Origin of the sequence: Actinoplanes sp. CA-030573 (assembly GCF_050951115.1) — a bacterium.
In the GTDB taxonomy this organism is placed as follows: Bacteria; Actinomycetota; Actinomycetes; order Mycobacteriales; family Micromonosporaceae; genus Actinoplanes.
In genome coordinates this window covers 368,336-390,471 of the sequence record NZ_CP192038.1, presented here as the reverse complement: position 1 = coordinate 390,471, position 22,136 = coordinate 368,336, and the positions used below count along the sequence as shown (strand labels likewise).

Sequence of the window (22,136 nt, the reverse complement as noted above, 5' to 3'; positions counted from 1 at the left end):
ACCTCAATATCGTCCCACGGCGGCTAGCGTTGAGAACGATGCCCACCACATTCGCCGATCAGCTGCGCGCGCTCCCGGACGAGGCGCTGAGCGCGCTCATCCAGCTGCGCCCCGACCTCGTCGTGCCGCTGCCCGCCGACGTCTCGGCGCTGGCCGTGCGCGCGCAGTCCCGCGGCTCGGTCGCCCGCTGCCTGGACGGCCTGGACGAGTTCACCCTGCGCATCCTCGACGCGGCCCGGCTCAGCCGTTCCCCCGACACCGCCCTGACCTCGGTCGACGCCATTCTCGAGCTGGCCGGCGGGGTGTCGGCCGACGACGTTCGGGCCGCCGTCGAGCGGCTACGGGTGCGCTTCCTGCTGCACGGCCGCGAGGACGCGCTGGAGGTGACCGGCGCCGTCGACGAGGTCACCTCGCCCTACCCGGCCGGGCTCGGCCGGCCCGCCGACTACCTCGACCCCCAGGCCGCGGCTCTGGTCGCGGACAAGGCCCGGCTGCGCCGCACGGTGCTGGCGGCACCGCCCGGCGCGCGAGCGGTGCTGGACCGGCTCGCCGCCGGCCCGCCGATCGGCGCGCTCGGGCGCGACTCGATGGCCGAGCCGGTGCGCTGGCTGCTCGAGCAGCACGTGCTGGTCGCGGTCGGCGAGGCGGGCCGGGCCCCGCGACCGGACGGCGAGCTGGTCGAGCTGCCCCGCGAGGTCGGCGTGCTGCTGCGCCGCGAGACCGGGCCGCTCGGCGAGCTGCGCCCGTTCCCGCCGTTGCCCGAGGGCTCGCGCCGCGATCCCAAGTCGGTCGACTCGGCCGGCGCCGGGCAGGTCATGGAGGCGGTGCGCAGCACCGATGCGCTGCTCGAGGCGCTCGCGGCCGAGCCCGCGCCGGTGCTGCGGGCCGGCGGCCTCGGCGTGCGCGACCTGCGCCGGCTCGCCCGGTCGGCCGGTCTCGACGAGGCCGGCGCGGCGCTGCTCATCGAGATCGCGTACGCGGCCGGCCTGCTCGGTGAGGCCGACGCGCACGGCTCGTCGCGGTCGGTGACGGTCAGCCGGGCCGGCTCGCCGGTCGACGAGATCTTCCTGCCGACCGGGGCGTTCGACCTGTGGCGGGCGCTCAGCATCGCCCAGCGCTGGCACACGCTGGCCCGGGCCTGGCTCGCGATGACCCGGCAGCCGGGCCTGGTCGGCACCCGCGACGACCGGGACCGCCCGATCAACGCGCTCGCGCCCGAGGCCGAGCGGGCGGGCGCCCCGCAGGCCCGGCGGGAGGCGCTGCTCGTGCTGGCCGACCTCGAGGCCGGGACCGCGCCGGCCGCCGACGAGGTGCTCGAGCTGCTGGCCTGGCAGGCGCCGCGCCGGGCCCGGGGCCGGGAGGCCGCACACCGGGACGCGCTGGGCGGGGCCGCGCTGCTCGGCGTCACCGCGCTCGGCGCCCTCACCTCGTACGCCCGCCTGATCTTGGAAGACCCGGACGACGCCGACGAGACCGACCCGCTGGGCGTGCGGGCCGCCGCCGCGCACCAGAGCAGCGACTCGGTACGGCTGCTGGACGGCCTGCTGCCGGCGCCGGTCGACCACATCCTGGTGCAGGCCGACCTCTCGGTGGTCGTGCCCGGCCCGCCCGAGCCCGAGCTGGCGGGCGAGCTCGACGTGGTGGCCGAGCCGGAGTCGGCGGGCGGCGCGAGCGTGTTCCGGGTGACCCCGGCCAGCGTGCGCCGGGCCCTCGACGTCGGCTACACGGCGAGCGACCTGCACGCGCTGTTCAAGCGCCGCTCGCGCACACCGGTGCCGCAGACGCTGACCTACATGATCGACGACGCCGCCCGGCGGCACGGCGGCCTGCGCGCCGGCTCGGCCGGGTCCTACCTGCGCGGCGACGACGAGGCGCTGATCGCCGAGGTGCTGGCGGACAAGCGGCTCGGCCCGCTGGCACTACGCCAGATCGCGCCCACGGTGCTGGTCAGCCCCACGCCGACGGCCCGGTTGCTGGCCGCGCTGCGGGACGCCGGCTTCGCGCCGGTCGCGGAGGACGCCGGCGGCGCCGCGGTGCTCGCCCGGCCCAAGGTGCGGCGGGCTCCGACGCGTACCTCCCTGGCCGCCCGGATCTCCGACCAGGCCGGACCTCCCGTCCTCGCCGGACCACGTCTCGCCGGGGTGGTCGAGCAGATCCGCAAGGGTGACATCGCCACCCGGGCCGCCCGCCGCGCCCCGGTCACCGTGCGCGCCGCCAATGGGCAGAGCGTGACCGGACTCACGTCCGTGCAACGGCATGGTGAGGCGATGGCGGTGCTGCAACAGGCCGTACGGGAGAAGGCGCGGGTCTGGGTGGGTTATGTCGACTCACACGGCGCCACCCTGTCGCGGCTCGTGCGCCCGGTGTCGCTGAGCGCCGGTTACCTGCGGGCCGAGGACGAGCGCACCGAGACGCTGCACACCTTCGCCCTGCACCGGATCACCGCCGCGGTGCCCGAGGACGAGCAGTAGAAGGGGGCAGGTCGCACGCCCCCGAACCATCGCGCGACCTGATCCCCCGCATCAATAAACGCAGGGATGAGCGGCAAGGTTGCACCGTGGCAAACTGGAGGGTCGGCTTTCGCGCTACGAGAGGGACTTCGGGTGAGCGGCGGACCACTGATCGTGCAGTCGGACAAGACACTCCTGCTTGAGGTCGACCATCCGGACGCGCAGGCCTGCCGGATGGCGATCGCGCCGTTCGCCGAGCTCGAGCGGTCGCCCGAGCACGTGCACACCTACCGGCTGACCCCGCTCGGGCTGTGGAACGCGCGGGCCGCCGGGCACGACGCCGAGGGCGTCGTCGACTCGCTGATCCGGTTCTCGCGCTATCCGGTGCCCAACGCGCTGCTGGTCGACGTGGCCGAGACGATGGACCGGTACGGGCGGCTGCAGTTGCTGAACGACCCGGTGCACGGGCTGGTGCTCCGCGGCCTCGACAAGATCGTCCTGATCGAGGTGGCGAAGTCCAAGAAGCTGGCCGGCATGCTCGGCGCCCGGATCGACGACGAGACGATCGCGGTGCACCCGTCCGAGCGCGGCCGGCTCAAGCAGGCGCTGCTCAAGCTCGGCTGGCCGGCCGAGGACCTGGCCGGCTACGTCGACGGCGAGGCGCACGACATCTCGTTGAAGGAAGATGGCTGGACCCTGCGGTCCTACCAGCAGGAAGCCGTGGATGGTTTCTGGGCCGGGGGCTCGGGTGTGGTTGTCCTGCCCTGCGGTGCCGGGAAGACCCTGGTCGGCGCGGCGGCGATGGCGACCGCGTCGGCCACAACATTGATCTTGGTGACCAACACCGTCGCCGGGCGGCAGTGGAAGCGGGAGCTGGTCGCGCGCACGTCGCTCACCGAGGACGAGATCGGCGAGTACTCGGGCGAGCGCAAGGAGATCCGCCCGGTCACCATCGCGACGTACCAGGTGCTCACCGCCCGCCGCGGCGGCGCGTTCACCCACCTCGACCTGTTCGGCGCCCGCGACTGGGGCCTGGTGATCTACGACGAGGTGCACCTGCTGCCCGCGCCGATCTTCCGGTTCACCGCCGACCTGCAGGCCCGGCGCCGGCTCGGCCTGACCGCCACGCTGGTCCGCGAGGACGGCCGCGAGGGCGACGTCTTCTCGCTGATCGGGCCCAAGCGCTACGACGCGCCCTGGAAGGACATCGAGGCCCAGGGGTGGATCGCGCCGGCCGAGTGCGTCGAGGTGCGGGTCACCCTCACCGAGGCGGAGCGGATGACGTACGCGGTGACCGACGCCGAGGAGCGCTACCGGGTGGCCGCCACCGCGCGCACCAAGCTGCCGGTCGTCAAGGCCCTGGTCGAGAAGCACCCGGGCGAGCAGGTCCTGGTCATCGGCGGCTACATCGACCAGTTGCACGAGCTCGGCGAGTTCCTGGACGCGCCGATCGTGCAGGGCTCGACCACCAACAAGGAGCGCGAGCGGCTGTTCGACGCGTTCCGCGAGGGCTCGCTGAAGACGCTGGTCATCTCCAAGGTCGGCAACTTCTCGATCGACCTGCCGGAGGCGGCGGTCGCGATCCAGGTGTCCGGCACGTTCGGCTCCCGGCAGGAGGAGGCGCAGCGGCTCGGCCGGGTGCTGCGGCCCAAGGCCGACGGGCGGCAGGCGCACTTCTACACGGTGGTCTCGCGCGACACGATCGACACCGAGTACGCGGCCCATCGGCAGCGGTTCCTGGCCGAGCAGGGGTACGCGTACACGATCGTCGACGCCGACGACGTGCTAGGCCCGCCGCTCCCCCGCATGGACTAGCTTCCGGGTCCTTTTCGTATCGTACATCGCGACGTCGGCCCGGGCGATGACCTCGTCGATGGTGTCGCCCGGGCGGACAGGCGCGACACCGACGCTGACCCCGATCCGCACGAGCTCGCCGCCGATCTCGAACGGCCGGGAGATCGCCTCGGCGACCCGGCCACCGACCGTGGCCACCGCGTCCGGACCGCGGCAGACCAGCACGAACTCGTCACCGCCGAACCGGCTCGCCAGGTCGCCGTCCCGCAGGCACGCGCGCAGCCGGTCGGCCACCGCCACCAGCAGCTGGTCACCGGCGGCGTGCCCGAGCCGGTCGTTCACCGGCTTGAAGCCGTCCAGGTCGCAGAAGAGCACGGCCAGCTCGTCCGGCTCCGCGGCCAGCTCGCGCGCCAGCCGGTCGAGCAGGGCCCCGCGGTTCGGCAGCCCGGTCAGCGCGTCGCTGGTGGCCAGCCGGTGCAGCGCCTGCTCGGCCTGCCGGCGCCGGGACGAGAGTCCGGCGATGCGCACCATGACCAGCGGGATCAGCCCGGCCGAGGTGACCGCGATCAGCACGCCGTCGATCGGGAGGCCGAGCATCGCCCGCCCACCGCCGATCAGCGGGGCGAGCGCCAGCATCACGCCGAGGAAGGTCAGCCGGCCCCAGGTCAGGTCGTCCTCCGGGGCCGGGCCCGGCGTCATGACCCGGGCGACCGAGGGATGCACGGCGGCGCACCCGAGGGCGGCGTACGCGGCCAGGAAGATCATGTTCGTCCAGTCCGGCCGGACGTTCGCCGCGTCGGTGGTCAGCGCCGACGCCACATTCCCGGCCAGGGTCAGCGCGACCCCGGCGGTGAAGAGCCGGACCGACGGCGAGCGGCCCGCGGACGAGACCCGGGAGACGCGCAGCATCGCACCGAGCGTGCCGGTCATCGTGATGATGCTGACGAACAGCGACACCTGCCGGCCGGTGGGCACGTGCTCCGCGGTCAGCACCGGCAGCACGAACGCGTCCCAGAGCACGCCGCCGAGCGCCACCGCGGTGATGACCGAGTCGATGATGCCCCCGGTGTCCCCGCGCCCCCGTTGGCGCACGACCACGAGCGCGGCGCCGAGGACGAGCAGCCCGCCGGCGCCGTAGAAGAGATCCGCGACGCTGCCGTCGCCCGTCGCCTCTCCGACGACCGTTTCGAGCCAGATCCACACGACGTTGCCGGCGTTGTAGAAGGCCAGCGCCACCAGCATCAGCCACCAGGGCAGCCGGGCGCCGGCCGGGGCCCGGCGCAGGGCGACGACCACGGCCGGGACGGCCGCGCCCAGAGTGACCGCGAGGAACGGCCAGGAGCGCTGGTCGTACGGCCACACCAGGTAGGTCGCCACGAGGACGCCCGTGACGGCTGCGTACCAGCGCAAGAGCATGTGCGACCCATCGGCCGCACGGCGAAGGATGTGAGGTTTCAGCGCGGGGAGACGGCCGGCGCCGGGGCCGCCGGCTCCGGACGGGACGAGCTGCTGCTCCAGAAGAACGAGAACGCGCACAGGCCCAGGACCACCAGCAGGAACAGCCCGCTCACCCCGGCGACCACCGGCCAGACCCAGGCCGGCCGCCGCCGTTTCGGCGTCTCGGGGCGGGTGCCCGCCTCCTCGTGCGCGGCCGCCGCCACCACGTCGGGGGAACCCAGCCGCTCGAGCACCTCGATCAGCTCGCCCTCGGTCGCCAGGTTGCGCTCGGCCCGCTCGCTCGCGATGTGCGCGGCCAGGTCGGCCAGCAGCTCGCGGCGCTGCAGCACGGGCATCCCGGCCAGGCGCTGGTCAACCTCGTGCAGGTACTCCGCGACGACGTCGGTGTGCTTGGTCTTCATGCGGCCTCACCGGTTCCCACGAGACGGTCGACGGTCTGACGAAACGAAACCCATTCGGTGCGGAAGTGCTCAAGCGCGGACCGCCCGCCGGGGGTGAGCCCGTAATACCGACGCGGGGGACCCGACGGCGACTCCGCCCATTTGCTGTCCAGCCAGCCGACCCGGCGCAGGCGCGAGAGCAGCGGATAGATCGTGCCCTCGCTCGCGGCCAGGCCCGGCTCGTCACCGAGGCGGCGAACGATCTCGGTGCCGTAGCGATCCTCTTGCTCGACCATGGCGAGCACGCAGAACTCGAGCGTCCCGCGGCGCAGGCTGGTCGCCAGTTGCCCGACATCTGCCATGCCTCACACAGTACCTTGCGACGCAAGGTAGGAGAAGCCCACGCCGAGAGCCGCTCCGGCCGTGTTGTGCACCACATCGATGGCGTCCCCGCCCCGGCCGATGACCGCCTGCCAGGCTTCGAGCAGGAAGCTCAGCCCCGCGCAGGAGAGCAGGACCAGCGCCGGCCGCCGCCAGAGCAGCGTCCCGAGCAGGCCGAGCGGCAGGAACAGCACGATGTTGCAGAGCCTCTCGACGTTGCCGCCGAAGCCGCCGAAGACGTATCCGGGGTCGCCGAACTGCTCGAGATAGGGCCGCACGCCGGCGACGTCGAAATGGACCAGCCGGGTGGTGGCGGTCGCGGCCAGAACCAGGCCGGCCGCCAGCACGAACAGCACCCCGGTCACGCCTCGTCGGCGCCCGAGCGGCCAGGCCAGCAGCAGGGTGAGCAGGATCAGGACGATCGTTGCCGGCCTGGTCGCGACGATCCAGGCGATCCGCGTGTCAACCACGCCGCCGACTCAAGCAGAGGCGGTCAATCCGCCGGTAGCTCCGGACCCGGTTCCAGCAGGTCGGCGAGCAGGTCGCCGTGCTCCTCGACGCGGTCGAGCACCTCGTCCGCCCGGTACTGCCGCGCCTCGTCCTCGCCGGTGGCGACCGCCTCGACCTCGTCCCAGGTGAGCGGCGTCGAGGCGGTGGGGAACTCCTGGGCCCGCAGCGAGTAGGGAGTGACCGTCGTCTTGGCCGCCGCGTTCTGGCTCCAGTCGATGAAGACCTTTCCCGGCCGCACCGCCTTCGCCATCTTGGCGGTGATCGAGCCGGGCACCATCGCCGCCAATTCCTCGGCGACCTTTTTCGCGTACGCCGAAACCGTCTCCGCCGATTGCGTCCCGGAGATCGGGCAGCACAGCTGCATGCCCTTCTTCCCGGACGTCTTCGGATAGGCCGCCACCCCGTCCTCGGCGAGCCGGTCCCGCATCAGCACCGCGACCGCGCTGCACTCCTTGAGACCGGCCGGCGCGCCCGGGTCGAGGTCGACGACGAGCAGATCGGGGTCGCGGCCGACCCGCCACTGCGGCGTGTGCAGCTCGAGCGCCGCCAGGTTGGCCAGCCAGACCAGGGTCGGCAGATCGTCCACCACCACGAAGTCGATGGTCTCCCGGCTCTTGGTCGAGCCGGGCACGGGCAGCGTCTCCAGGCGCACCCAGTCGGGCGTACCCCCCGGCTTGTTCTTCTCGAAGAAGTGCACGCCGTCGACGCCGTTGGGGAAGCGGATGCGGGTGACGGCCCGGTCGGCCAGATGCGGCAGGATCACCGGCGCGACCCGGGTGTAGTAGTCGATGACCTCGCCCTTGGTGAAGCCCGCGGCCGGGAACATCAGCTTGTCGAGGTTAGAGAGCTCGAGGTCCCGCCCGCCGATCGAGACGAGGAACCGGTCAGGTGCCATCCTCGTCGTCCTCCTCCGCGCACTCGGCCGGCGTCTTGTCGTCACGCAACCGCAGATAGCGCGGGAAGCGCAAGCGCCCGTCCGGCGTCCGGTTGCCGTAGCGCACCTCGACGACCAGCTCCGGGTCCACCCAGTGGGCGCCCTTCGCATCCTCCCGCGGAACCACGCCCGGCGCGAACGGTGACTGCCGCCGGGCCAGCGGCTCGAGCCGGGCGAGCAGCTCCTTCTCGGCCACCGCGCCGATGCCGCCACCGACCCGGCCGCGGAAGGCCAGGCCGTCCGCGGTCGGTACCCCGATCAGCAGGCCGCCGAGCTTGCGCGCGCCCGAGCGCCAGCCGCCGATCACGTAGTCGCCGGTGCGGTCGAACTTGACCTTGACCCAGTCCGGCGACCGCGTGCCCGGCAGGTACACCGAGTCGCTTCGCTTGGCCACCACGCCCTCGAGGCTGTTCTCGCGGGCCGCCGCCTCGGTGGCCGGGCCGTCGCCGAACGACGGCGGGATCATCCAGCGCGGCCCGGTCAGCTCGAGCTCCTCGAGCCGCTCGCGGCGGGCCAGGTAGGGCAGGCCGGTGAAGTCCATGCCGTCGTAGTAGAGGAGATCAAAGATCATGTACGTGACCGGGGCCGTCACCGCGAGCCGGGACGCCCGGTTGTGCTCGCGGACGTGCATGCGCTCGGCCAGCGCCGTGAACGACGGCCGGCCCTTGGCGTCGAGCACCACCATCTCGCCGTCGAGCAGCGTGCCCTCGGGCAGGTGCAGGTCGGCGATCTCCGGGTAGGCGGCCGTGACCAGCGCACCGGAGCGCGCGAACAGCTCGGGCGGACCGCCGGCGAACAGGGCGAGAACGCGTACCCCGTCCCATTTGAACTCGTAGCTCCAGCCCGGCCCGACCGGCAGCGCGCCCGCGGTGGCGAGCATCGGGGACAGCGGCGCACCGGGCACCTGATCACCTTAGGCAAGGTCGAAGACCTTACGCAGGCGTCTCAGTAATGTAATCCTGAAGCTATGCGTGCGATCTGGAAAGGTGCGGTCTCGTTCGGCCTGGTGTCGATCGCCGTGAAGCTGTACTCCGCGACCGAGGAGAAGGACATCCGGTTCCACCAGGTGCATCGCACCGACGGTGGCCGGATCAAGTACCAGCGCACCTGCTCGATCGACGGCGAGGTGGTCAGCTACGACGACATCGCCAAGGGCTACGACATCGGCGGCGGCGAGATGGTGATCCTCACCGACGAGGACTTCGCCGACCTGCCGCTGACCACGTCGCGGGCGATCGACGTGCTGGAGTTCGTCCCGGCCGACGAGATCGACCCGATCCTGTTCGCCAAGGCGTACTACCTCGAGCCGGAGGGGCAGGCGGCCAAACCGTACGTGCTGCTCCGCGACGCCCTGCAGGACGCCGACCGGGTGGCGATCGTCAAGATCGCCCTGCGCCAGCGCGAGCAGCTGGCCACGCTCCGGGTCCACGAGGGCGTGCTCGTGCTCAACACGATGCTCTGGCCCGACGAGGTGCGCACGCCCGAGTTCGGCTTCCTCGACGAGGACATCGAGACCCGGCCGGCCGAGCTGGCGATGGCCTCGTCGCTGATCGACTCGATGGCGGGCAGCTTCAAGGCCGACGAGTTCACCGACAACTACCGGGCCGCCCTGCAGGAGGTCATCGACGCCAAGGTCGAGGGTCGCGAGATCGTGCAGCCGGAGGAGGCCGAGGAGGCGCCGGCCGCCGCGGTCGACCTGATGGCCGCGTTGAAGGCGTCGGTGGAGCGGGCCAAGAAGGCACGCGGCGAGGAAGCGCCGGCCAAGAAGGCCACTCCGGCCAAGAAAGCTGCGAAGAAGGCCACTCCGGCCAAGAAGGCGGCGAAGAAGTCGGCCTGACTAGAGTTGGCGCGTGGCGTTGACGTGGGCTGAGTCTTATCTGGGCAAGGTGCGGGCGAGCGTCGGCGATGCCGACACCATCCTGTTCGTCGGGGCGCGGGGCGTGGTCATCGACGACCAGAACCGGCTGCTGCTGATCCAGCGCTCCGACAACCATCGCTGGGCGATCCCGGCCGGGGCGATGGAGCTCGGCGAGAGCATGGAGGAGTGCGCGATCCGCGAGGTGTGGGAGGAGACGGGCCTGCGGGCGACGTCGCTGACCCCGTTCGCCTTCTACAGCGCATACACGTACACCAACGACTACGGGCACACGTACCAGCAGATCTTGATGAGCTTCCGCATCCACACCTGGGAGGGCGAGCTGCAGCGCCAGACCGAGGAGTCGGTCGACGCCGGGTTCTTCCCCCTCGACGCGCTGCCCGGGCCCAAGTCCTTCGTCATCGAGGAAACCCTTAACGATCTTGCATCGTACGAGGCCACGGGCCGTATCGTGCTGAAATGAGGTGGCCGTCGCCCGGTTCGCGGCATAGAGTCGCGGCCCGTGAGCAAGCGCCTGGGCCTCGATCTGAGCCCGCTACGAACGTCGCGTGACTACCGGCTGGTCTTCACCGGCGGCGCGGTCACCGCGTTCGGGTCGTTCATCAGCTACGTCACCATCCCGTACCAGGTCGCGAAGCTCACCGACGACCCCCTGATGGTCGGCCTGCTCGGCGTCTGCGAGCTGGTCCCGCTGCTGTTCATGGCGTTCGTGGGCGGCGCGCTCGCCGACTACGTCGACCGCCGTCTGCTGGTCCGCGGCGGCGAGTTCGCGCTGGCCGGCCTGAGCGGCATCCTGCTGCTCAACGCGCTCTCCGACCGCCCGCACCTGTGGCTGCTCTACGTGATCGCCGCGCTCACCGCGTGCGTCGACGGCCTGCAGCGGCCCGCCCTCGAGGCGATGGTCCCGCGCCTGGTCGAGCCCGAGCAGCTGCCGGCCGTGATGGCGTTGCAGTCGTTGAGCATGCAGATCGCGCAGCTCGGCGGTCCGGCGCTGGCCGGCGTGCTCATCTCCGCGATCGACCTTTCCTGGGTGTACGCATTCGACCTGCTCACCTTCGCCGTCTCGCTGACCTGCCTGACTTTCGTACGCGCGGTGCCGCCCCCGCCCGCGGCCGACCGGCCGTCGATCCGGTCGGTGGTCACCGGCCTGCGCTACGCCCGGTCGCGGCCCGAGCTGCTCGGCACGTACCTGGTCGACATCAACGCGATGTTCTTCGGCATGCCGACCGCCCTCTACCCGTTCCTGGCCACCCAGCTCGGCGGCCCGCGCATCCTCGGCCTGCTCTACGCCGCGCCCTCGGTCGGCTCGCTGATCGCCACCTTGACCTCGGGCTGGACCGCTCGCGCGCATCGGCACGGCCTGATGGTGCTGGTCGCCGGCGCGCTCTGGGGCCTGGGCATCGTCGGCGTGGGACTGTCGCACACGCTCTGGCTGACGTTGTTCTGCCTGGCCTTCGCCGGGGCCGCCGACATGGTCTCGGGCATCTTCCGCGCCATCGTCTGGAGCCAGACCATCCCCGACCACCTGCGCGGCCGGCTCGCCGGGATCGAGATGCTCTCGTACACGACCGGACCGCTCCTGGGTCAGCTCCGCTCCGGCCTGATGGCCCGCACCCGCCTCGGCGTGACCGGCTCGATCTGGCTGGGCGGCGTGCTGTGCATCGCCGGTTCGGCCGTGCTGGCCGCCGCCCTCCCCCAGTTCGTGCGCTACGACGGCAAGGACGGCCCGGCCCGCAAGAAGGCCGCCGACGAGGCCTGGCTGGCCGCGTCTAGCTCGAGGTCGACGGCGTCGGTCCCGTCTCCTTGACGGCGTTCTCCACGGCCGCGATCGTCGCCGCGTCGACCGTGCCGGTCGGCTCGACCTGAAGCTCGGTCTGGAACTCCTTGAGCGCCCCGGTCAGCTCCGGGGTCCAGACGCCGTCGACCGGCCCGGTCCAGTGCCCGGCCAGCTTCAGCGTCTGCTGCACGGCGGCGGTCGAGGCGGTCGCCTGCTGGGCCTCCTGGCCGCCCTTGGCCGCCAGCTCGGCCTGGAGCGCGGCATCGGTGGCCTTGTCCACGGTCCCGGTGACCGGCAGCCCGTTCTTCTTCTGCAGAGCCTCGACCGCGCTCACCGTGGTCGGGCCGTAGACCCCGTCGATCTCGCCCTCGTAGTAGCCGGCCGCGGCCAGCGACTTCTGCAGGGCCAGCGTGTAATCGCGGGCGGCGTCGTGATGGCTCTCGTCCAGGCAGCCCGCCTCGTCCAGCACCCGTATCCAGGCCATCTCCAGCGCGACGGCGGCCGCGTTGAACCGCTCGGACGCCTGGCGGATCGGCGTCTGCGCGGAGATGCCCTGCTGAGCCGCCGCGAAGTCGGCGTCGGCCTGCTTGACCCGGTCGATCGTGGCCGGGGCGAGACTCGGCCCGGTGCTCGGCGACGCCGCCGGGCTGCTCGCGGCCGAGGCGCTGGTCTGCGCCCGTTTCGCCGCGGCCAGCTCCTGCTCGGCCGTGGCCACCGCGTCCTTGGCCTCCTTGACCTGCTCGGCGGCGGCGATCACATCCTCGCGCGGCTCGGCCAGGTCGGCGCCGGCCTCGGTGACGTCGCCGACCGTCGGCGCGGTCCGGGTCAGCACATCACCGTAGCGATCCAGGGCGGTGACGTACGCCTTGGCGTCACCGCAGAACTCGTCGCCCGCCTTCGCCAGGTCGGCTCGGGCCTGGTCGAGAGCCTCCTGCTTCTTCTGCACCTCGGCCGCGGCGGCGTCACCGTTCCGGCCGCCACAGCCGGTCAGCGCCAGTACCAGGACCGCCCCGGCGACGCCGAGCCGGCGCACGTTCAACGTCCGTTACGCCGTCGCAGGATGACCACGGTTCCCGCGACGACCAGAAGGATGGGGAGCACGAGCCCCCAGAGCAGCACGCCATTCACGAGCATCAGCCTGCATCGGCGCGCGCCCCGGGGGATCACCCCTGCCGAATGAAGGTCAGAGCTTCTCGAGCAGCGCCCGGTTGAAGGCGGGGATGTCGTCGGGCTTGCGGCTCGTGATGAGCTGACCGTCGACGTGGACCTCCTCGTCCACCCACTTCCCGCCGGCGTTGGTGATGTCCGTGTGCAGGCTCGGCCAGCTGGTCAGCGTCCGGCCGTTCACCACGCCCGCCTCGACCAGCGTCCACGGACCGTGGCAGATGGCGGCCACCGGCTTGCCGGTGGCGAAGAAGTCACGGACGAACCGGACGGCGGCCGTGTCGGTCCGCAGGAAGTCGGGGTTGGCCACGCCACCCGGCAGCACCAGCGCGTCGTAGTCGGCCGGATCGGCGTCCGCTACCTGCTTCTCGACGGGGTACGTGCCGCCCTTGTCCATGTGGTTGACCGCCTGGATCTCCCCGTCCTTGATGGAGAGCAGCTCGGCGGTGCCGCCGGCGTCCTCGACCGCCTTGCGCGGCTCGGTGTATTCCACTTCCTCGACGCCGTCGGTCGCCAGGAACGCCACGCGCTTACTCATTTTCAATCCCTTCGAGTGACTGCCGCTTTCCTTGAGCCGTTCCCGGGCACGCGGCAGTCAAACGATGGGATCAGTAACCGCGGTTCTGCGCGGCCGCCTTCGCGAACGCGGGCATGCGGCCGTTGGCCAGCTCGCCGCCGAACCACAGCCCGAAACCGGAGACCGACAGCGCGAGCAGCTCGATGACCAGCAGACCGGGGCCGGCCGCCCGGTCGTGCGCGCCGACCCGCACCATGAGAATGACGGCGAAGAGGAACAGCACGCCCATGTTCACCAGGACGCGCAGAACGCCGACCCGCCGCGCGGTCGGGCGCCGGACGTAGGCAAGGTCGATCACGCCGGCCACCAGGGCCAGGAAGCCACCGGCCAGGCCGGCCACGATGTTCCAGTACGCCAGGGCCCCGAGCATGCCGGGGCCGCCCGACAGGTTCGCGACGTCGAAGATCACGGCCATCGTGAACAGTCCCAAGGGGAACATCACGAGGATGGGTTGCACCGCTTGTCCCGCGATGCTGAGGCGGCTCTCCATCCGGTCATCGCCCTTCCTACCTGCGTGAATCGTAGGTTCGTCGTGGCATCCGTGTGTGGCCTACCCGGTGCATACATCAATGAAACGCCGCAGATGGGCCCTGGTGACGCACGCTACTAGCCAGTACTCAGCTTGTACGCAATCTGCAACATGGCAGGTTGAGTTGTGGCGCATTGCCGGGTGGCGTGCTCTACTACAAGTAGAGCAACACAGGGCGGAGTAAACAGGAACACCGCAACGGCACCCGGCGGCAACCGGGTGCCGTTGGCGCCTCTAAAGCTCCGTCAGAAGCGAGGCGGGGAATTCTCTCTGCGCCCATGGTGGCTCGCACTTCCCTGTTCTCGCAAGAGCCTGGGGAGGGAGTTCGCGATGCGCATCTACTACCGCGGGCCCGACGCCGTCGTGACCAGCGAGCTCTTCGTCCGGCGCGGATCACCGCCCGGGCGGTTCGCGATTCGCGACCTGCGCGCGGTCACCATTGCCAGCGCCGAACACGACGGCGCCCAGCTCACCACCGCCATTCCGTTCGCCGCCGCGGCCGTGCTGGTCGGCGCGGCGGTCATCGCGGCCGCCGGCTACGTGGTGATCGGCGCGACACTCGGGGCCGTCGCTCTGGCCGTCTGCCTGGCCTGCATGGTCATCGACGAGCACCGTCCGCGCCGCTGGGAGCTGCGCGCGCGGTACCGCAACGACACGGTCACCCTCTTCTCGTCGTCCGACGAACGCGTCTTCCACCAGGTCAGCCGCGCGCTGCGCCGGGCCATCGAGGAGACCCGCCCACTGGGCGGGGTCGCCGCGGCATGAATTGCTCAAACAGCTTGTGCGCAATCTGCGATATGGCAGGTTGAACGGTAGCGGCCCGACTTGTGGCCATGCTGTACTCGTTACAGACAGTCCGGAGGGCGGATTTTCGAGGGGAGAGACAAAGCGGCGTCTGGCGGCAACCAGGCGCCGTTTCTCTCTCTGCCGGACACCCGCCGCGCCCAAGCGAGGTGGGAATTCTCTCTGTGCCGCACCGGCGGCCCCTCCTCATTGACGAAAGGTCCGGATCAGCGCCGAGCAACGCGAGAGGGGAACCGGAAGTGCGCACGTATTACCGCGGCCCTGACGCCGTCATCACCGACACCCACTTCGTCTGGCAGACCCCGGTCGTCCAGATCTTCGCGATCGACGACCTCGACGACGTACGGCTGGAGCGCTCGGTCAATGCCGGACCGTCCGGCGTGGAGTTCGTCGCCGGGATCGGCCTGCTCGCCCTGACCGTGCTCGGCGGCCTCCAGTTCGGCCTCGTGGCCGCGGTGCCGTTGGCCGTCGCCCTGGTCGCGCTGGCGGTGTTCGTCCTGCGGCGGCACGGGCGGCAGGCGTGGGAGATCCGGGCGCGTTACCGGGCGCAGGAGGTGGTCGTCTACACCTCGCCCGACCCGCGCGTCTTCAATCAGGTCACGCGCGCGCTGCGGCGCACGATGGAGCAGCGGGCCTACCGCCTGGTCGCCGGCTGAGATGACGGCGACGGCGTCCCCCGAACTGACGTACGCCGATTTCCCTCCCGGATCGGCGCTGAGTAGGCTGCTGCGCGATTTCGCTTCCTGCGCGCCGGCCGCCGGCGATGCCGCAGGTTACGAGCGATCTTCGTCGCCCGACCTTGAAGGACCTCATGGCCGAGGGTAAGTCGCTCAGTGGCGCGCGGCGCGACCTAGTCGCCGTCGGCCGCGCGCGCCACCGTCCGGCCGACGCCTCTCGCAATGTGCCAGATAGCAGGTTGAGGGGTGGCCGCCAGACTGGTGGCCATGCTGTACTGGTTGGTAAGGGCGCAATCATGGCGGCATCCGGCGGCAACCGGGTGCCGCTTTTGTTTGTCCACGACGCACATGTCACCCGTGCGGGCGCCCGGTCGGCCGCCCACGAGCCCGCCGTCGACGACGAGCGGGCGCCGCCAAAGATCGGCTCCCAACGCCCCTGACCAGGCCCTCAGCGTCCAATAGTGACCGCGCGCGGGTGCGGCCCGGTGATCACGACGAGATATCGCGTGGTGACTCATCTCATTTGGGCAAACACCCCGTACGCGCTGCGTCGTTTTGATAGGACAGTGGATAGCATGATGCCACCTCGCCGCCCGCCTGGTGGCTGACAGCGACGTGGCACCTTGACCCGATACCTTGACCCGATGCCTTGACGATTCCGACACCGAGGGACTGACGAGAGACAGTGGCCGAGGACGTCTCGCCGACGATCGCGCGACGTCGCGTACGCATCGCGCTGCGCGAGGCACGCGAGGCTGCCGGTTACACGCAGTCCGATGTCGCCGAGGCCATGGAGTGGAGCCTCAGCAAGGTAATCCGGATCGAGAACGGCGACGTCAGCATCGCGCCCAACGATTTGCGACCACTGCTCGCCTATCTCCATGTCAAGGACCGGGCTCTCGGCGCCGAGCTGCTCGCGCTCGCGAAAACGGCTCGCAGCCGGCAGCGCACGGAGTGGTACCAGCGTCCCGATATCCGGCCGCATCTGACGCCCGCGATGCTCCGCCTCGCCGAGTACGAGGCCGAGGCGATCGAGATTCGATACTTCCAGGCGTTCCACATGCCCGGCCCACTGCAGATTCCGGCATACGCGGAGGCACTTCTCTCGATCTTCAGCGACGAGGACATCCCGGCCGACACCAGGCATGCGCGCGCCCTGGCCCGGCAGTTCCGCCGCGACACCGTGCTGTCCCGGCTCGGTTCCGGACTTTCCGTCTACGCCCTGCTCGACGAGTCGGTGCTGCGCCGCACGATCGGCGTTCCCGACGTTTGTCTCCAGCAATTGGGCGAAATGAGGGACTTGGCGACCACTGGGAAGATTACGATACGGATGATTCCGTTCGACTTTGACTCGGCGGTCACCAACAACGCCACGTTCGACCTCCTCACACTCAAGTCCGGGAAGGCCGAGGAACGCAGCGAAGTGCTGTATCGGGAAACCGGATTGCGGGATGAGATCGTGGAGGATCAGACGGTCCAACGCCATCGCGAGCGATTCGATAAAATTTGGAACGCCGCGGCTACCGAACAAGACACAATCAACTTCATGGGTAGCCGAATAAAAGACCTGGAAGCGCAGATCCGCCACAGGAGAATTCCGTAACAACACCCCGAATCCGCGGTTCCGGTTCGGGCCGCGGGTTCCTTTTGTGTGGAGAGCTGACAATGAAGTCCAACTCGATCAACTGGCACAAGAGCAGCCGGTGCGGTAGCACAGCCTGTGTCGAGGTCGCAAAGGTCGACAACACCTACCTCGTGCGCGATTCGAAGAACCCGGATACGGCTCCCCTGTCCTTCACCCGGGAGGAGTGGACCGCCTTCGTCGAGGGCGTGAACCAGGGCGAGTTCAGCTTTTAGCTCGTACGCGGAGCCCCACCGGCGCGGATCGGCGTGTGGGGCTCCGCTCGGCTTCGTGCCCGCACATGCGACAAAAGCCGGATATCCGGCGCAACCCGGTTGGACAAAACCGCGTTCTGCGGATGAAACGCGCAATAAGTCGGTTTCACTCATGTCAACTCCTGACCGACCTTCCCTCGCTCCCTTACCGTGGAGGACGGGAACCGTCTGGAGGTGCAGGACATTGAGCAAGCCGGCGGAGCACGTGCAATGGCGAAGATCCACGCGCTGCGGAACCAGCGCCTGCGTCGAGGTCGCCGCGGTGGACGACACCTACTTCGTACGCGATTCCAAGGATCCCGACGGAGCGATCCTTTCCTTCACCGCCGCCGAATGGGCGGCGTTCCTGTCGGCTCTGAAGGCCGGCGACTACGACCTGAAGAAGTAAGGTCAGGTTCAGCGATGACCGTCGAAGACGCGCCGACGTGGCGAAAGAGCAGCTTCTGCAGCAGCAACGCGTGCGTGGAGGTCGGCCGGACCTCGAACGCCGTGCTCGTCCGCGACCCTCGGAACCCGGGGATCGCGCCGCTGGCGTTCACGCCCGAGGAGTGGGAGGCCTTCATCCGCGGCGTCAAGGCGGGCGAGTTCGGCTAGCCGGCGCCCGTTCGCCATTCGACAAGCTCGCTCGTAGCGGGGTGTACACCGTGCCGACCGGGGCATACTGACCCACGTGAGGGCGGACCCGCACGCAACCGGCACCGCGCGCTTCGCGGTGCTGCACGACGCGGCCGAGCGGCTGCTCGACGATCTTCACGAGCACTACATGGTCGAGCGGCGCGAGAGCAAGGAGCAGCTGGGGCCGGAGGACGCTCTGGTGCGGATGGTGCGCCTCATTCCGCGTACGCCCGCGGCCGGCCCGCTGGCCGTGGCGTTCACCGACTCCCCCGGGCTGATGGTTCGTCTCGGGCGGTGGTGGGCCGAGGTGCTGCCGGCCTGCGGCTGCGACGCCTGCGGCGAGGACCCGGCCGAGCTGGTCGGCACGCTGCGCTCGCAGGTGGACGCGCTGATCGAGGGCGGCCTCTGGGAGCGCGTACGGCGCGGCGTCGGCGGCTCCTGGTTCGAGACGCGGCTGATCGGCGTGGAGGTTACCGCGCGCCGCGAAGGCCCGCTGACCAGCCGCGACGCCCGAGACGCCCGACGAGGCGGGTTCGCGGCGCCGGTCCAGTGGGCGCCCTGGCCGCGGCGGTCCTGACGCCCCGGTCCGCTAGCGGCCGCCGAGCAGAGTCACTGCCGCGTGGATGCCGGGGCGGTGGATGACGTTCGCCATCGCCAGCTCACCCCGGCAGAACATCTCGAACGCCCGCCAGCCGATCGGAGTGGCCATCGCCGCGTGCACCAGCATCGGGCGGCGGCTGAAGACGGACAGGAGGCGGCGGCCGGCGAGCATCTCGGGGACGAGCTCGGCGCGTACCTGGCGCTCGTAGGCGGCCAGATCGCCGGCGGCGGCCGCGGCACCGGCCCACGAGCCCGAGCGCAGCGCGTAACTGATCCCCTCCCGGGTCCACGGCTCGAGCAGCCCGGCCGCGTCGCCCGCCACGAGCACGCGGTCTCGCCGGAGCGGCGCGTCGGGGCGGCGGCAGCGGGTCAGGTGGCCCGAGTCGCGGACGACCGCGCGGCCGGACAGCCCCAGCCGGGCGACGAAGTCGTGCAGGTACTGCTTGGTCTCGGCGCCGTGGCCCTTGGTCATGATGACGCCGACCGTGAGCTCGTCGTCCTTCGGGAAGACCCAGCCGTACGAGCCGGGGAACGGGCCCCAGTCGAGCAGCACCCGGCCGCGCCAGGCCGTGCGGTCGGCGGCGGTGGCCGACAGCTCGACCTCGAGGCCCAGGTCCTGCTGGTCGAAGGTGACGCCGACGTGGCGGGAGCTGATGCCGGCCGAGCCGTCGGCGCCGATCACCGAGGACGCGACGACCTGCTCGCCGCCGGCCAGCGTCACGGTCACCTGGCCGTCGGCCTGGTCGATCGCCCGCACCTGGCAGTTCTGCCGGATCGTGGCGCCGGCCTCGAGCGCCGAGGAATACCAGGCGTGGTCGAAGTCGTCGCGGCGGACCATGGTCAGCAGCGGGCGGCCGCCCCGGGAGCGCCGGGTGAAAGTCCGCTTGCCGCCGCGGGTGAAGGTGATCGCGTCGATCGTGTCGCGGCCCGGAACGGTGTCGAGGCGCGGCTCGGCGATCGCCAGCGAGGTGCCGATCAGGCCGCCGCCGCACGTCTTGTATCGCGGGTGGGTCGCCCGCTCGAGCACGATCGTGCGGGCGCCGGCGGTGGCCGCGGCGTGGGCGGCGGCGAGCCCGGCGGGGCCGGCCCCGACCACGGCGACATCCCAGGGCGGCTCAGCGATCACGAGCCGAGAGTCTAAACCGCGTGCTTGCGTACGGGCGTACATATCCTCGGTACGCTGATGGTCATGGAGACCCGGACCATGCGCGAGCGGATGCTCTCCGGCGAGCTGTACATCGCCGACGACCCCGAGCTCGCCCGCGACTCGCAGCGCGCCATGGCACTCACCCACCGGCTCAACTCCGCCGACCCCAACGATCACGAGCTGCGCCGGTCGCTGCTCACCGAGCTGCTTGGCGCGTTCGGCTCGGACAGCGAGATCCGGCCGCCGTTCCGCTGCGACTACGGCTACCAGACCTTCGTCGGGGCACGCACGTTCGCCAACTTCGGGCTGATCAGCCTGGACGTGGCCCGCGTGACGATCGGCGACGATGTGCAGATGGGCCCCAACGTGCAGCTGCTCACGGCCCTGCACCCGGTCGCCGCCGGCCCGCGCCGCGACAAGTGGGAGGCGGCCAAGCCGATCGTCATCGGCGACAACGTGTGGCTCGGCGGCGGGGTGATCGTTCTGCCCGGCGTCACGATCGGTGAGAACTCGGTGGTCGGCGCGGGCGCGGTGGTGACCCGGGACCTGCCACCGAACGTGGTCGCCGTCGGCAATCCGGCGCGGGTGATCCGGGCGGTGGAGCCGTGACGGCCGTTCCCGCGGCGCGGTCGCCGCGGCGTTACGATCCCGAGCGCAAGAGCCGGATCGTGGACGCGGCGATCGACGTGGTCGCCTCGCACGGCGTGACCGGGACGACGATGCGCCGGATCGCGGCCGCCGCGGACGTGCCGCTGGGCTCGCTGACGTACCACTTCGAAGGGCTCGACGATCTGCTGGCGCAGGCGTTTCAACGGCATTCGGAGCGGATGTCCCCGCTCTACGAGGCGCATTTCGAGGGCGTACGGGATGAGCAAGGTTTCGTCGACGCGGTAACCGACCTGATCCACGGCGATGCCGGCGCCGCCCGGCGGGACTGGTTCGTCGCGTACGAGCTGTATCTCGCCGCGCTGCGCAACCCCGCGCTCCGCAGCGTGACCGAGGCCTGGATGCGGCGGTCACGCGCCGTGCTGGAGCGGTATGTCGACCCGGTGACGGCGCGCGGGATGGACGCGCTCATCGAGGGCCTGGTCATGCACATGACGCTGTCGACGGCCACGTTCGAGCGCGCCGACACGCGAGCCATCGTGAGCCGCATGGTGCAGGGGGCGTAAGGGCCGCCCGGGTCGCCGGTTGGGCAGCTCGACCGGATCCACGCCCGGCCGGCACCTTCCCGCCAGGCCGGCCCTTCCCGCCACGCTGGCCGTCGCCGCTCCGCCTCGGCGGCCGGCCACCGCCGCATTGTGTCGGCGCGGCCGCCATCACCACCCCGGCCCTTCGCCGGATCAGCCGTCGCTCCGGCCGTCAGCCCCGCCAGAGGGTGAGCATCATGGCCTCGACGGCGATGTCCGGCTTCACGTTGAGGTCGATGGCCTCGCGGCAGGCCAGGACCGCTTCGAGGCGGCGCAAGGTGCTCTCGGCGCTCCACTTGCCGGCGGCGGCCTCGGACTGGGCGGCCACATCGGTGTGCACCACCGCGACCGGCGCCCGCAGCTTGGTGACCAGCACGTCGCGATAGAAGCCGGCCAGGTCGACCAGGGCTCGGTCGAGCGCGTCCCGCTTCGATCGGGTGGCCCGTGAGCGCTGTCGTTTCTCGAGATCTTTCAGCTGGCCCGCGGCGCCGCGCATGGCGCCGGCCGCGCCCCGGCCCGTGCCGCCCGCGCCCAGCGCCTGCTCGAGGGCCGCGCGCTCGGCCGCATCGGTCTCGGCGACGGTCTCGGCCGCCTCGGCCTCGGCCGCCTTGATCAGGGCCGCGGCCGCGTCGTAGCAGGCGCCGACCCCGGTGAGCCGCCGCGGGACGGCGAGGACGGCCTCACGCCGACCGCGGGCCTCGGCGTCGCGGGCCAGCCGTTTGGCCCGGCCGACGTGACCCTGAGCGGCCGCGGCGGCCCAGGTCGCCACGTCGGGGGCGACGCCGTCACGCCGGGTCAGAACCTCGGCCACCGCCGCGGCCGGCGGCTGACGCAGGGTCACCACGCGGCATCGGGATCGAATGGTCACCGAGATGTCGTCGGGGTGGGTCGACGGCGTACAGAGAAGGAAGACCGTGCGCGGCGGTGGCTCCTCGATCGCCTTGAGCAGCGCGTTGCCCGCCTGCTCGGTGAGGCGGTCGGCATCCTCGATCACGACGACCTGCCACCGGCCGCCGGAGGGAGCGCTGGCGGCCCGCAGGACGAGCGCCCGCATCTCGTTGACGCCGATCGACAGGCCCTCCGGCACGACGAAGCGGACGTCGGCGTGGGTGCGGCCGAGCGCGGTGTGGCAGCCGTGGCACTCGCCGCAGCCGGTGCCGTCGCGCTCGCACTCGAGAGCGGCGGCGAACGCCCGGGCCGCGACCGACCGGCCCGAGCCCGGGGGGCCGGTGAAGATCCAGGCGTGCGTCATCGCGCCCGCGGCCACCTGCTCACCGGCCACGACCCGGGCCGCGGCCTCGGCGGCCCGGCGCAGGGTGTCGACCGGCTCGTCCTGGCCCACCAGGTCAGCGAAGACGTCACTCACGCCCGGAATGG

The 22,136-nt window shown here is 71.2% G+C and carries 25 protein-coding genes; 14 read left to right on the top strand and 11 right to left on the bottom strand.

Annotated features, from left to right (window positions below; translation table 11 throughout):
• Positions 1 to 38: 38 nt before the first annotated feature.
• Positions 39 to 2,471: a helicase-associated domain-containing protein gene (locus ACQP2F_RS01820; protein WP_433300004.1), complete on the top strand. Its 2,433-nt coding sequence runs from the start codon at positions 39 to 41 to the stop codon at positions 2,469 to 2,471.
• A 132-nt stretch (positions 2,472 to 2,603) separates the two neighbouring features.
• A complete protein-coding gene (locus ACQP2F_RS01815; RefSeq protein ID WP_433300002.1) occupies positions 2,604 to 4,265 on the top strand; it encodes a DNA repair helicase XPB in 1,662 nt (553 codons plus the stop codon).
• On the opposite strand, the gene ACQP2F_RS01810 is transcribed toward ACQP2F_RS01815, so the two are convergent.
• The 6 genes from ACQP2F_RS01810 to ligD (ACQP2F_RS01785) are packed head-to-tail and all read right to left on the bottom strand — an operon-like array spanning position 4,236 to position 8,811.
• Positions 4,236 to 5,660 carry a diguanylate cyclase domain-containing protein gene (locus tag ACQP2F_RS01810; RefSeq protein WP_433300000.1) on the bottom strand — a complete coding sequence of 475 codons (1,425 nt, stop codon included), beginning with the start codon at positions 5,658 to 5,660 and terminating at the stop codon, positions 4,236 to 4,238. The two genes, ACQP2F_RS01815 and ACQP2F_RS01810, sit on opposite strands and share 30 nt — an antisense overlap.
• A gap of 38 nt (positions 5,661 to 5,698) precedes the next feature.
• Positions 5,699 to 6,103, bottom strand: a complete 405-nt coding sequence (locus ACQP2F_RS01805; RefSeq protein WP_433299998.1) for an HAAS signaling domain-containing protein — start codon at positions 6,101 to 6,103, stop codon at positions 5,699 to 5,701.
• Positions 6,100 to 6,444 carry a PadR family transcriptional regulator gene (locus ACQP2F_RS01800; protein WP_433299996.1) on the bottom strand — a complete coding sequence of 115 codons (345 nt, stop codon included), beginning with the start codon at positions 6,442 to 6,444 and terminating at the stop codon, positions 6,100 to 6,102. Before ACQP2F_RS01800 ends, ACQP2F_RS01805 begins: the two co-directional genes overlap by 4 nt.
• A 3-nt stretch (positions 6,445 to 6,447) precedes the next feature.
• Entirely contained in the window at positions 6,448 to 6,933 is a 486-nt protein-coding gene (locus ACQP2F_RS01795) for a VanZ family protein (RefSeq protein WP_433299994.1), read from the bottom strand.
• 23 nt (positions 6,934 to 6,956) lie between these two features.
• Positions 6,957 to 7,868 carry a non-homologous end-joining DNA ligase gene (ligD, locus tag ACQP2F_RS01790; protein WP_433299992.1) on the bottom strand — a complete coding sequence of 304 codons (912 nt, stop codon included), beginning with the start codon at positions 7,866 to 7,868 and terminating at the stop codon, positions 6,957 to 6,959.
• Complete coding sequence (gene ligD, locus ACQP2F_RS01785) at positions 7,858 to 8,811, bottom strand: non-homologous end-joining DNA ligase (RefSeq protein ID WP_433299990.1); 954 nt, start codon at positions 8,809 to 8,811, stop codon at positions 7,858 to 7,860. Before ligD (ACQP2F_RS01785) ends, ligD (ACQP2F_RS01790) begins: the two co-directional genes overlap by 11 nt.
• Positions 8,812 to 8,874: 63 nt before the next feature.
• Between ligD (ACQP2F_RS01785) and ACQP2F_RS01780 the strand changes: the two genes are divergently transcribed.
• From ACQP2F_RS01780 to ACQP2F_RS01770, 3 genes are read left to right on the top strand one after another with little or no spacing between them, the layout of a single operon-like run.
• Positions 8,875 to 9,744 (top strand): Ku protein, encoded by an 870-nt coding sequence (locus ACQP2F_RS01780; RefSeq protein ID WP_433299988.1) that lies wholly within the window; start codon positions 8,875 to 8,877, stop codon positions 9,742 to 9,744.
• A 13-nt stretch (positions 9,745 to 9,757) separates the two neighbouring features.
• The gene (locus ACQP2F_RS01775) at positions 9,758 to 10,246 is read left to right on the top strand and encodes an NUDIX domain-containing protein (protein ID WP_433299986.1); all 489 of its coding nucleotides are present in this window, start codon (positions 9,758 to 9,760) and stop codon (positions 10,244 to 10,246) included.
• Positions 10,247 to 10,285: 39 nt separating this feature from the next.
• Positions 10,286 to 11,590 carry an MFS transporter gene (locus tag ACQP2F_RS01770; protein WP_433299984.1) on the top strand — a complete coding sequence of 435 codons (1,305 nt, stop codon included), beginning with the start codon at positions 10,286 to 10,288 and terminating at the stop codon, positions 11,588 to 11,590.
• On the opposite strand, the gene ACQP2F_RS01765 is transcribed toward ACQP2F_RS01770, so the two are convergent.
• From ACQP2F_RS01765 to ACQP2F_RS01755, 3 genes are all read right to left on the bottom strand, one after another.
• Positions 11,553 to 12,593 (bottom strand): peptidoglycan-binding domain-containing protein, encoded by a 1,041-nt coding sequence (locus tag ACQP2F_RS01765; RefSeq protein ID WP_433299982.1) that lies wholly within the window; start codon positions 12,591 to 12,593, stop codon positions 11,553 to 11,555. The two genes, ACQP2F_RS01770 and ACQP2F_RS01765, sit on opposite strands and share 38 nt — an antisense overlap.
• Positions 12,594 to 12,743: 150 nt before the next feature.
• Complete coding sequence (locus ACQP2F_RS01760) at positions 12,744 to 13,262, bottom strand: type 1 glutamine amidotransferase domain-containing protein (protein WP_433299980.1); 519 nt, start codon at positions 13,260 to 13,262, stop codon at positions 12,744 to 12,746.
• 70 nt (positions 13,263 to 13,332) lie between these two features.
• Positions 13,333 to 13,758: a DUF2231 domain-containing protein gene (locus ACQP2F_RS01755; protein WP_433299978.1), complete on the bottom strand. Its 426-nt coding sequence runs from the start codon at positions 13,756 to 13,758 to the stop codon at positions 13,333 to 13,335.
• Between the two features lie 402 nt (positions 13,759 to 14,160).
• On the opposite strand from ACQP2F_RS01755, the gene ACQP2F_RS01750 reads away from it, so the two are divergent.
• From ACQP2F_RS01750 to ACQP2F_RS01720, 7 genes are all read left to right on the top strand, one after another.
• Positions 14,161 to 14,595 (top strand): DUF6232 family protein, encoded by a 435-nt coding sequence (locus ACQP2F_RS01750; protein WP_433299976.1) that lies wholly within the window; start codon positions 14,161 to 14,163, stop codon positions 14,593 to 14,595.
• Between the two features lie 278 nt (positions 14,596 to 14,873).
• On the top strand, positions 14,874 to 15,290 hold the full coding sequence (locus tag ACQP2F_RS01745; protein ID WP_433299974.1) for a DUF6232 family protein: 417 nt from the start codon (positions 14,874 to 14,876) through the stop codon (positions 15,288 to 15,290).
• A gap of 706 nt (positions 15,291 to 15,996) precedes the next feature.
• Positions 15,997 to 16,914 carry a helix-turn-helix domain-containing protein gene (locus ACQP2F_RS01740; RefSeq protein ID WP_433299972.1) on the top strand — a complete coding sequence of 306 codons (918 nt, stop codon included), beginning with the start codon at positions 15,997 to 15,999 and terminating at the stop codon, positions 16,912 to 16,914.
• Positions 16,915 to 16,976: 62 nt separating this feature from the next.
• Entirely contained in the window at positions 16,977 to 17,168 is a 192-nt protein-coding gene (locus tag ACQP2F_RS01735) for a DUF397 domain-containing protein (RefSeq protein ID WP_433299970.1), read from the top strand.
• Positions 17,169 to 17,391: 223 nt separating this feature from the next.
• On the top strand, positions 17,392 to 17,595 hold the full coding sequence (locus ACQP2F_RS01730; protein WP_433299968.1) for a DUF397 domain-containing protein: 204 nt from the start codon (positions 17,392 to 17,394) through the stop codon (positions 17,593 to 17,595).
• A 14-nt stretch (positions 17,596 to 17,609) separates the two neighbouring features.
• Complete coding sequence (locus tag ACQP2F_RS01725) at positions 17,610 to 17,801, top strand: DUF397 domain-containing protein (protein ID WP_433299966.1); 192 nt, start codon at positions 17,610 to 17,612, stop codon at positions 17,799 to 17,801.
• A gap of 76 nt (positions 17,802 to 17,877) precedes the next feature.
• On the top strand, positions 17,878 to 18,399 hold the full coding sequence (locus ACQP2F_RS01720) for a DUF6226 family protein (RefSeq protein WP_433299964.1): 522 nt from the start codon (positions 17,878 to 17,880) through the stop codon (positions 18,397 to 18,399).
• A 12-nt stretch (positions 18,400 to 18,411) separates the two neighbouring features.
• Here ACQP2F_RS01720 and ACQP2F_RS01715 read toward each other — a convergent pair whose 3' ends face one another.
• The gene (locus tag ACQP2F_RS01715; RefSeq protein WP_433299962.1) at positions 18,412 to 19,590 is read right to left on the bottom strand and encodes a geranylgeranyl reductase family protein; all 1,179 of its coding nucleotides are present in this window, start codon (positions 19,588 to 19,590) and stop codon (positions 18,412 to 18,414) included.
• A gap of 21 nt (positions 19,591 to 19,611) precedes the next feature.
• On the opposite strand from ACQP2F_RS01715, the gene ACQP2F_RS01710 reads away from it, so the two are divergent.
• Together ACQP2F_RS01710 and ACQP2F_RS01705 are read left to right on the top strand one after the other, a co-directional pair.
• Positions 19,612 to 20,178 carry a sugar O-acetyltransferase gene (locus tag ACQP2F_RS01710; RefSeq protein WP_433299960.1) on the top strand — a complete coding sequence of 189 codons (567 nt, stop codon included), beginning with the start codon at positions 19,612 to 19,614 and terminating at the stop codon, positions 20,176 to 20,178.
• The gene (locus ACQP2F_RS01705) at positions 20,175 to 20,741 is read left to right on the top strand and encodes a TetR/AcrR family transcriptional regulator (RefSeq protein ID WP_433299958.1); all 567 of its coding nucleotides are present in this window, start codon (positions 20,175 to 20,177) and stop codon (positions 20,739 to 20,741) included. Before ACQP2F_RS01710 ends, ACQP2F_RS01705 begins: the two co-directional genes overlap by 4 nt.
• Positions 20,742 to 20,931: 190 nt before the next feature.
• Here ACQP2F_RS01705 and ACQP2F_RS01700 read toward each other — a convergent pair whose 3' ends face one another.
• Positions 20,932 to 22,125, bottom strand: coding sequence for a DNA polymerase III subunit delta' (locus ACQP2F_RS01700; RefSeq protein WP_433299956.1), 1,194 nt, complete (start codon positions 22,123 to 22,125; stop codon positions 20,932 to 20,934).
• Positions 22,126 to 22,136 lie beyond the last annotated feature (11 nt).

What these genes read in the sequence shown, in the direction of transcription:
- ACQP2F_RS01810 (WP_433300000.1), bottom strand. Translation starts at nt 5,660, where the DNA reads ATGCTCTTGCGCTGGTACGCAGCCGTCACGGGCGTCCTCGTGGCGACC.
- ACQP2F_RS01750 (WP_433299976.1), top strand. Translation starts at nt 14,161, where the DNA reads ATGCGCATCTACTACCGCGGGCCCGACGCCGTCGTGACCAGCGAGCTC.
- ACQP2F_RS01760 (WP_433299980.1), bottom strand. Translation starts at nt 13,262, where the DNA reads ATGAGTAAGCGCGTGGCGTTCCTGGCGACCGACGGCGTCGAGGAAGTG.
- ACQP2F_RS01715 (WP_433299962.1), bottom strand. Translation starts at nt 19,590, where the DNA reads ATGTACGCCCGTACGCAAGCACGCGGTTTAGACTCTCGGCTCGTGATC.
- ACQP2F_RS01710 (WP_433299960.1), top strand. Translation starts at nt 19,612, where the DNA reads ATGGAGACCCGGACCATGCGCGAGCGGATGCTCTCCGGCGAGCTGTAC.
- ACQP2F_RS01780 (WP_433299988.1), top strand. Translation starts at nt 8,875, where the DNA reads ATGCGTGCGATCTGGAAAGGTGCGGTCTCGTTCGGCCTGGTGTCGATC.
- ACQP2F_RS01820 (WP_433300004.1), top strand. Translation starts at nt 39, where the DNA reads ATGCCCACCACATTCGCCGATCAGCTGCGCGCGCTCCCGGACGAGGCG.
- ligD (WP_433299992.1), bottom strand. Translation starts at nt 7,868, where the DNA reads ATGGCACCTGACCGGTTCCTCGTCTCGATCGGCGGGCGGGACCTCGAG.
- ACQP2F_RS01800 (WP_433299996.1), bottom strand. Translation starts at nt 6,444, where the DNA reads ATGGCAGATGTCGGGCAACTGGCGACCAGCCTGCGCCGCGGGACGCTC.
- ACQP2F_RS01725 (WP_433299966.1), top strand. Translation starts at nt 17,610, where the DNA reads ATGACCGTCGAAGACGCGCCGACGTGGCGAAAGAGCAGCTTCTGCAGC.
- ACQP2F_RS01735 (WP_433299970.1), top strand. Translation starts at nt 16,977, where the DNA reads ATGAAGTCCAACTCGATCAACTGGCACAAGAGCAGCCGGTGCGGTAGC.
- ACQP2F_RS01805 (WP_433299998.1), bottom strand. Translation starts at nt 6,103, where the DNA reads ATGAAGACCAAGCACACCGACGTCGTCGCGGAGTACCTGCACGAGGTT.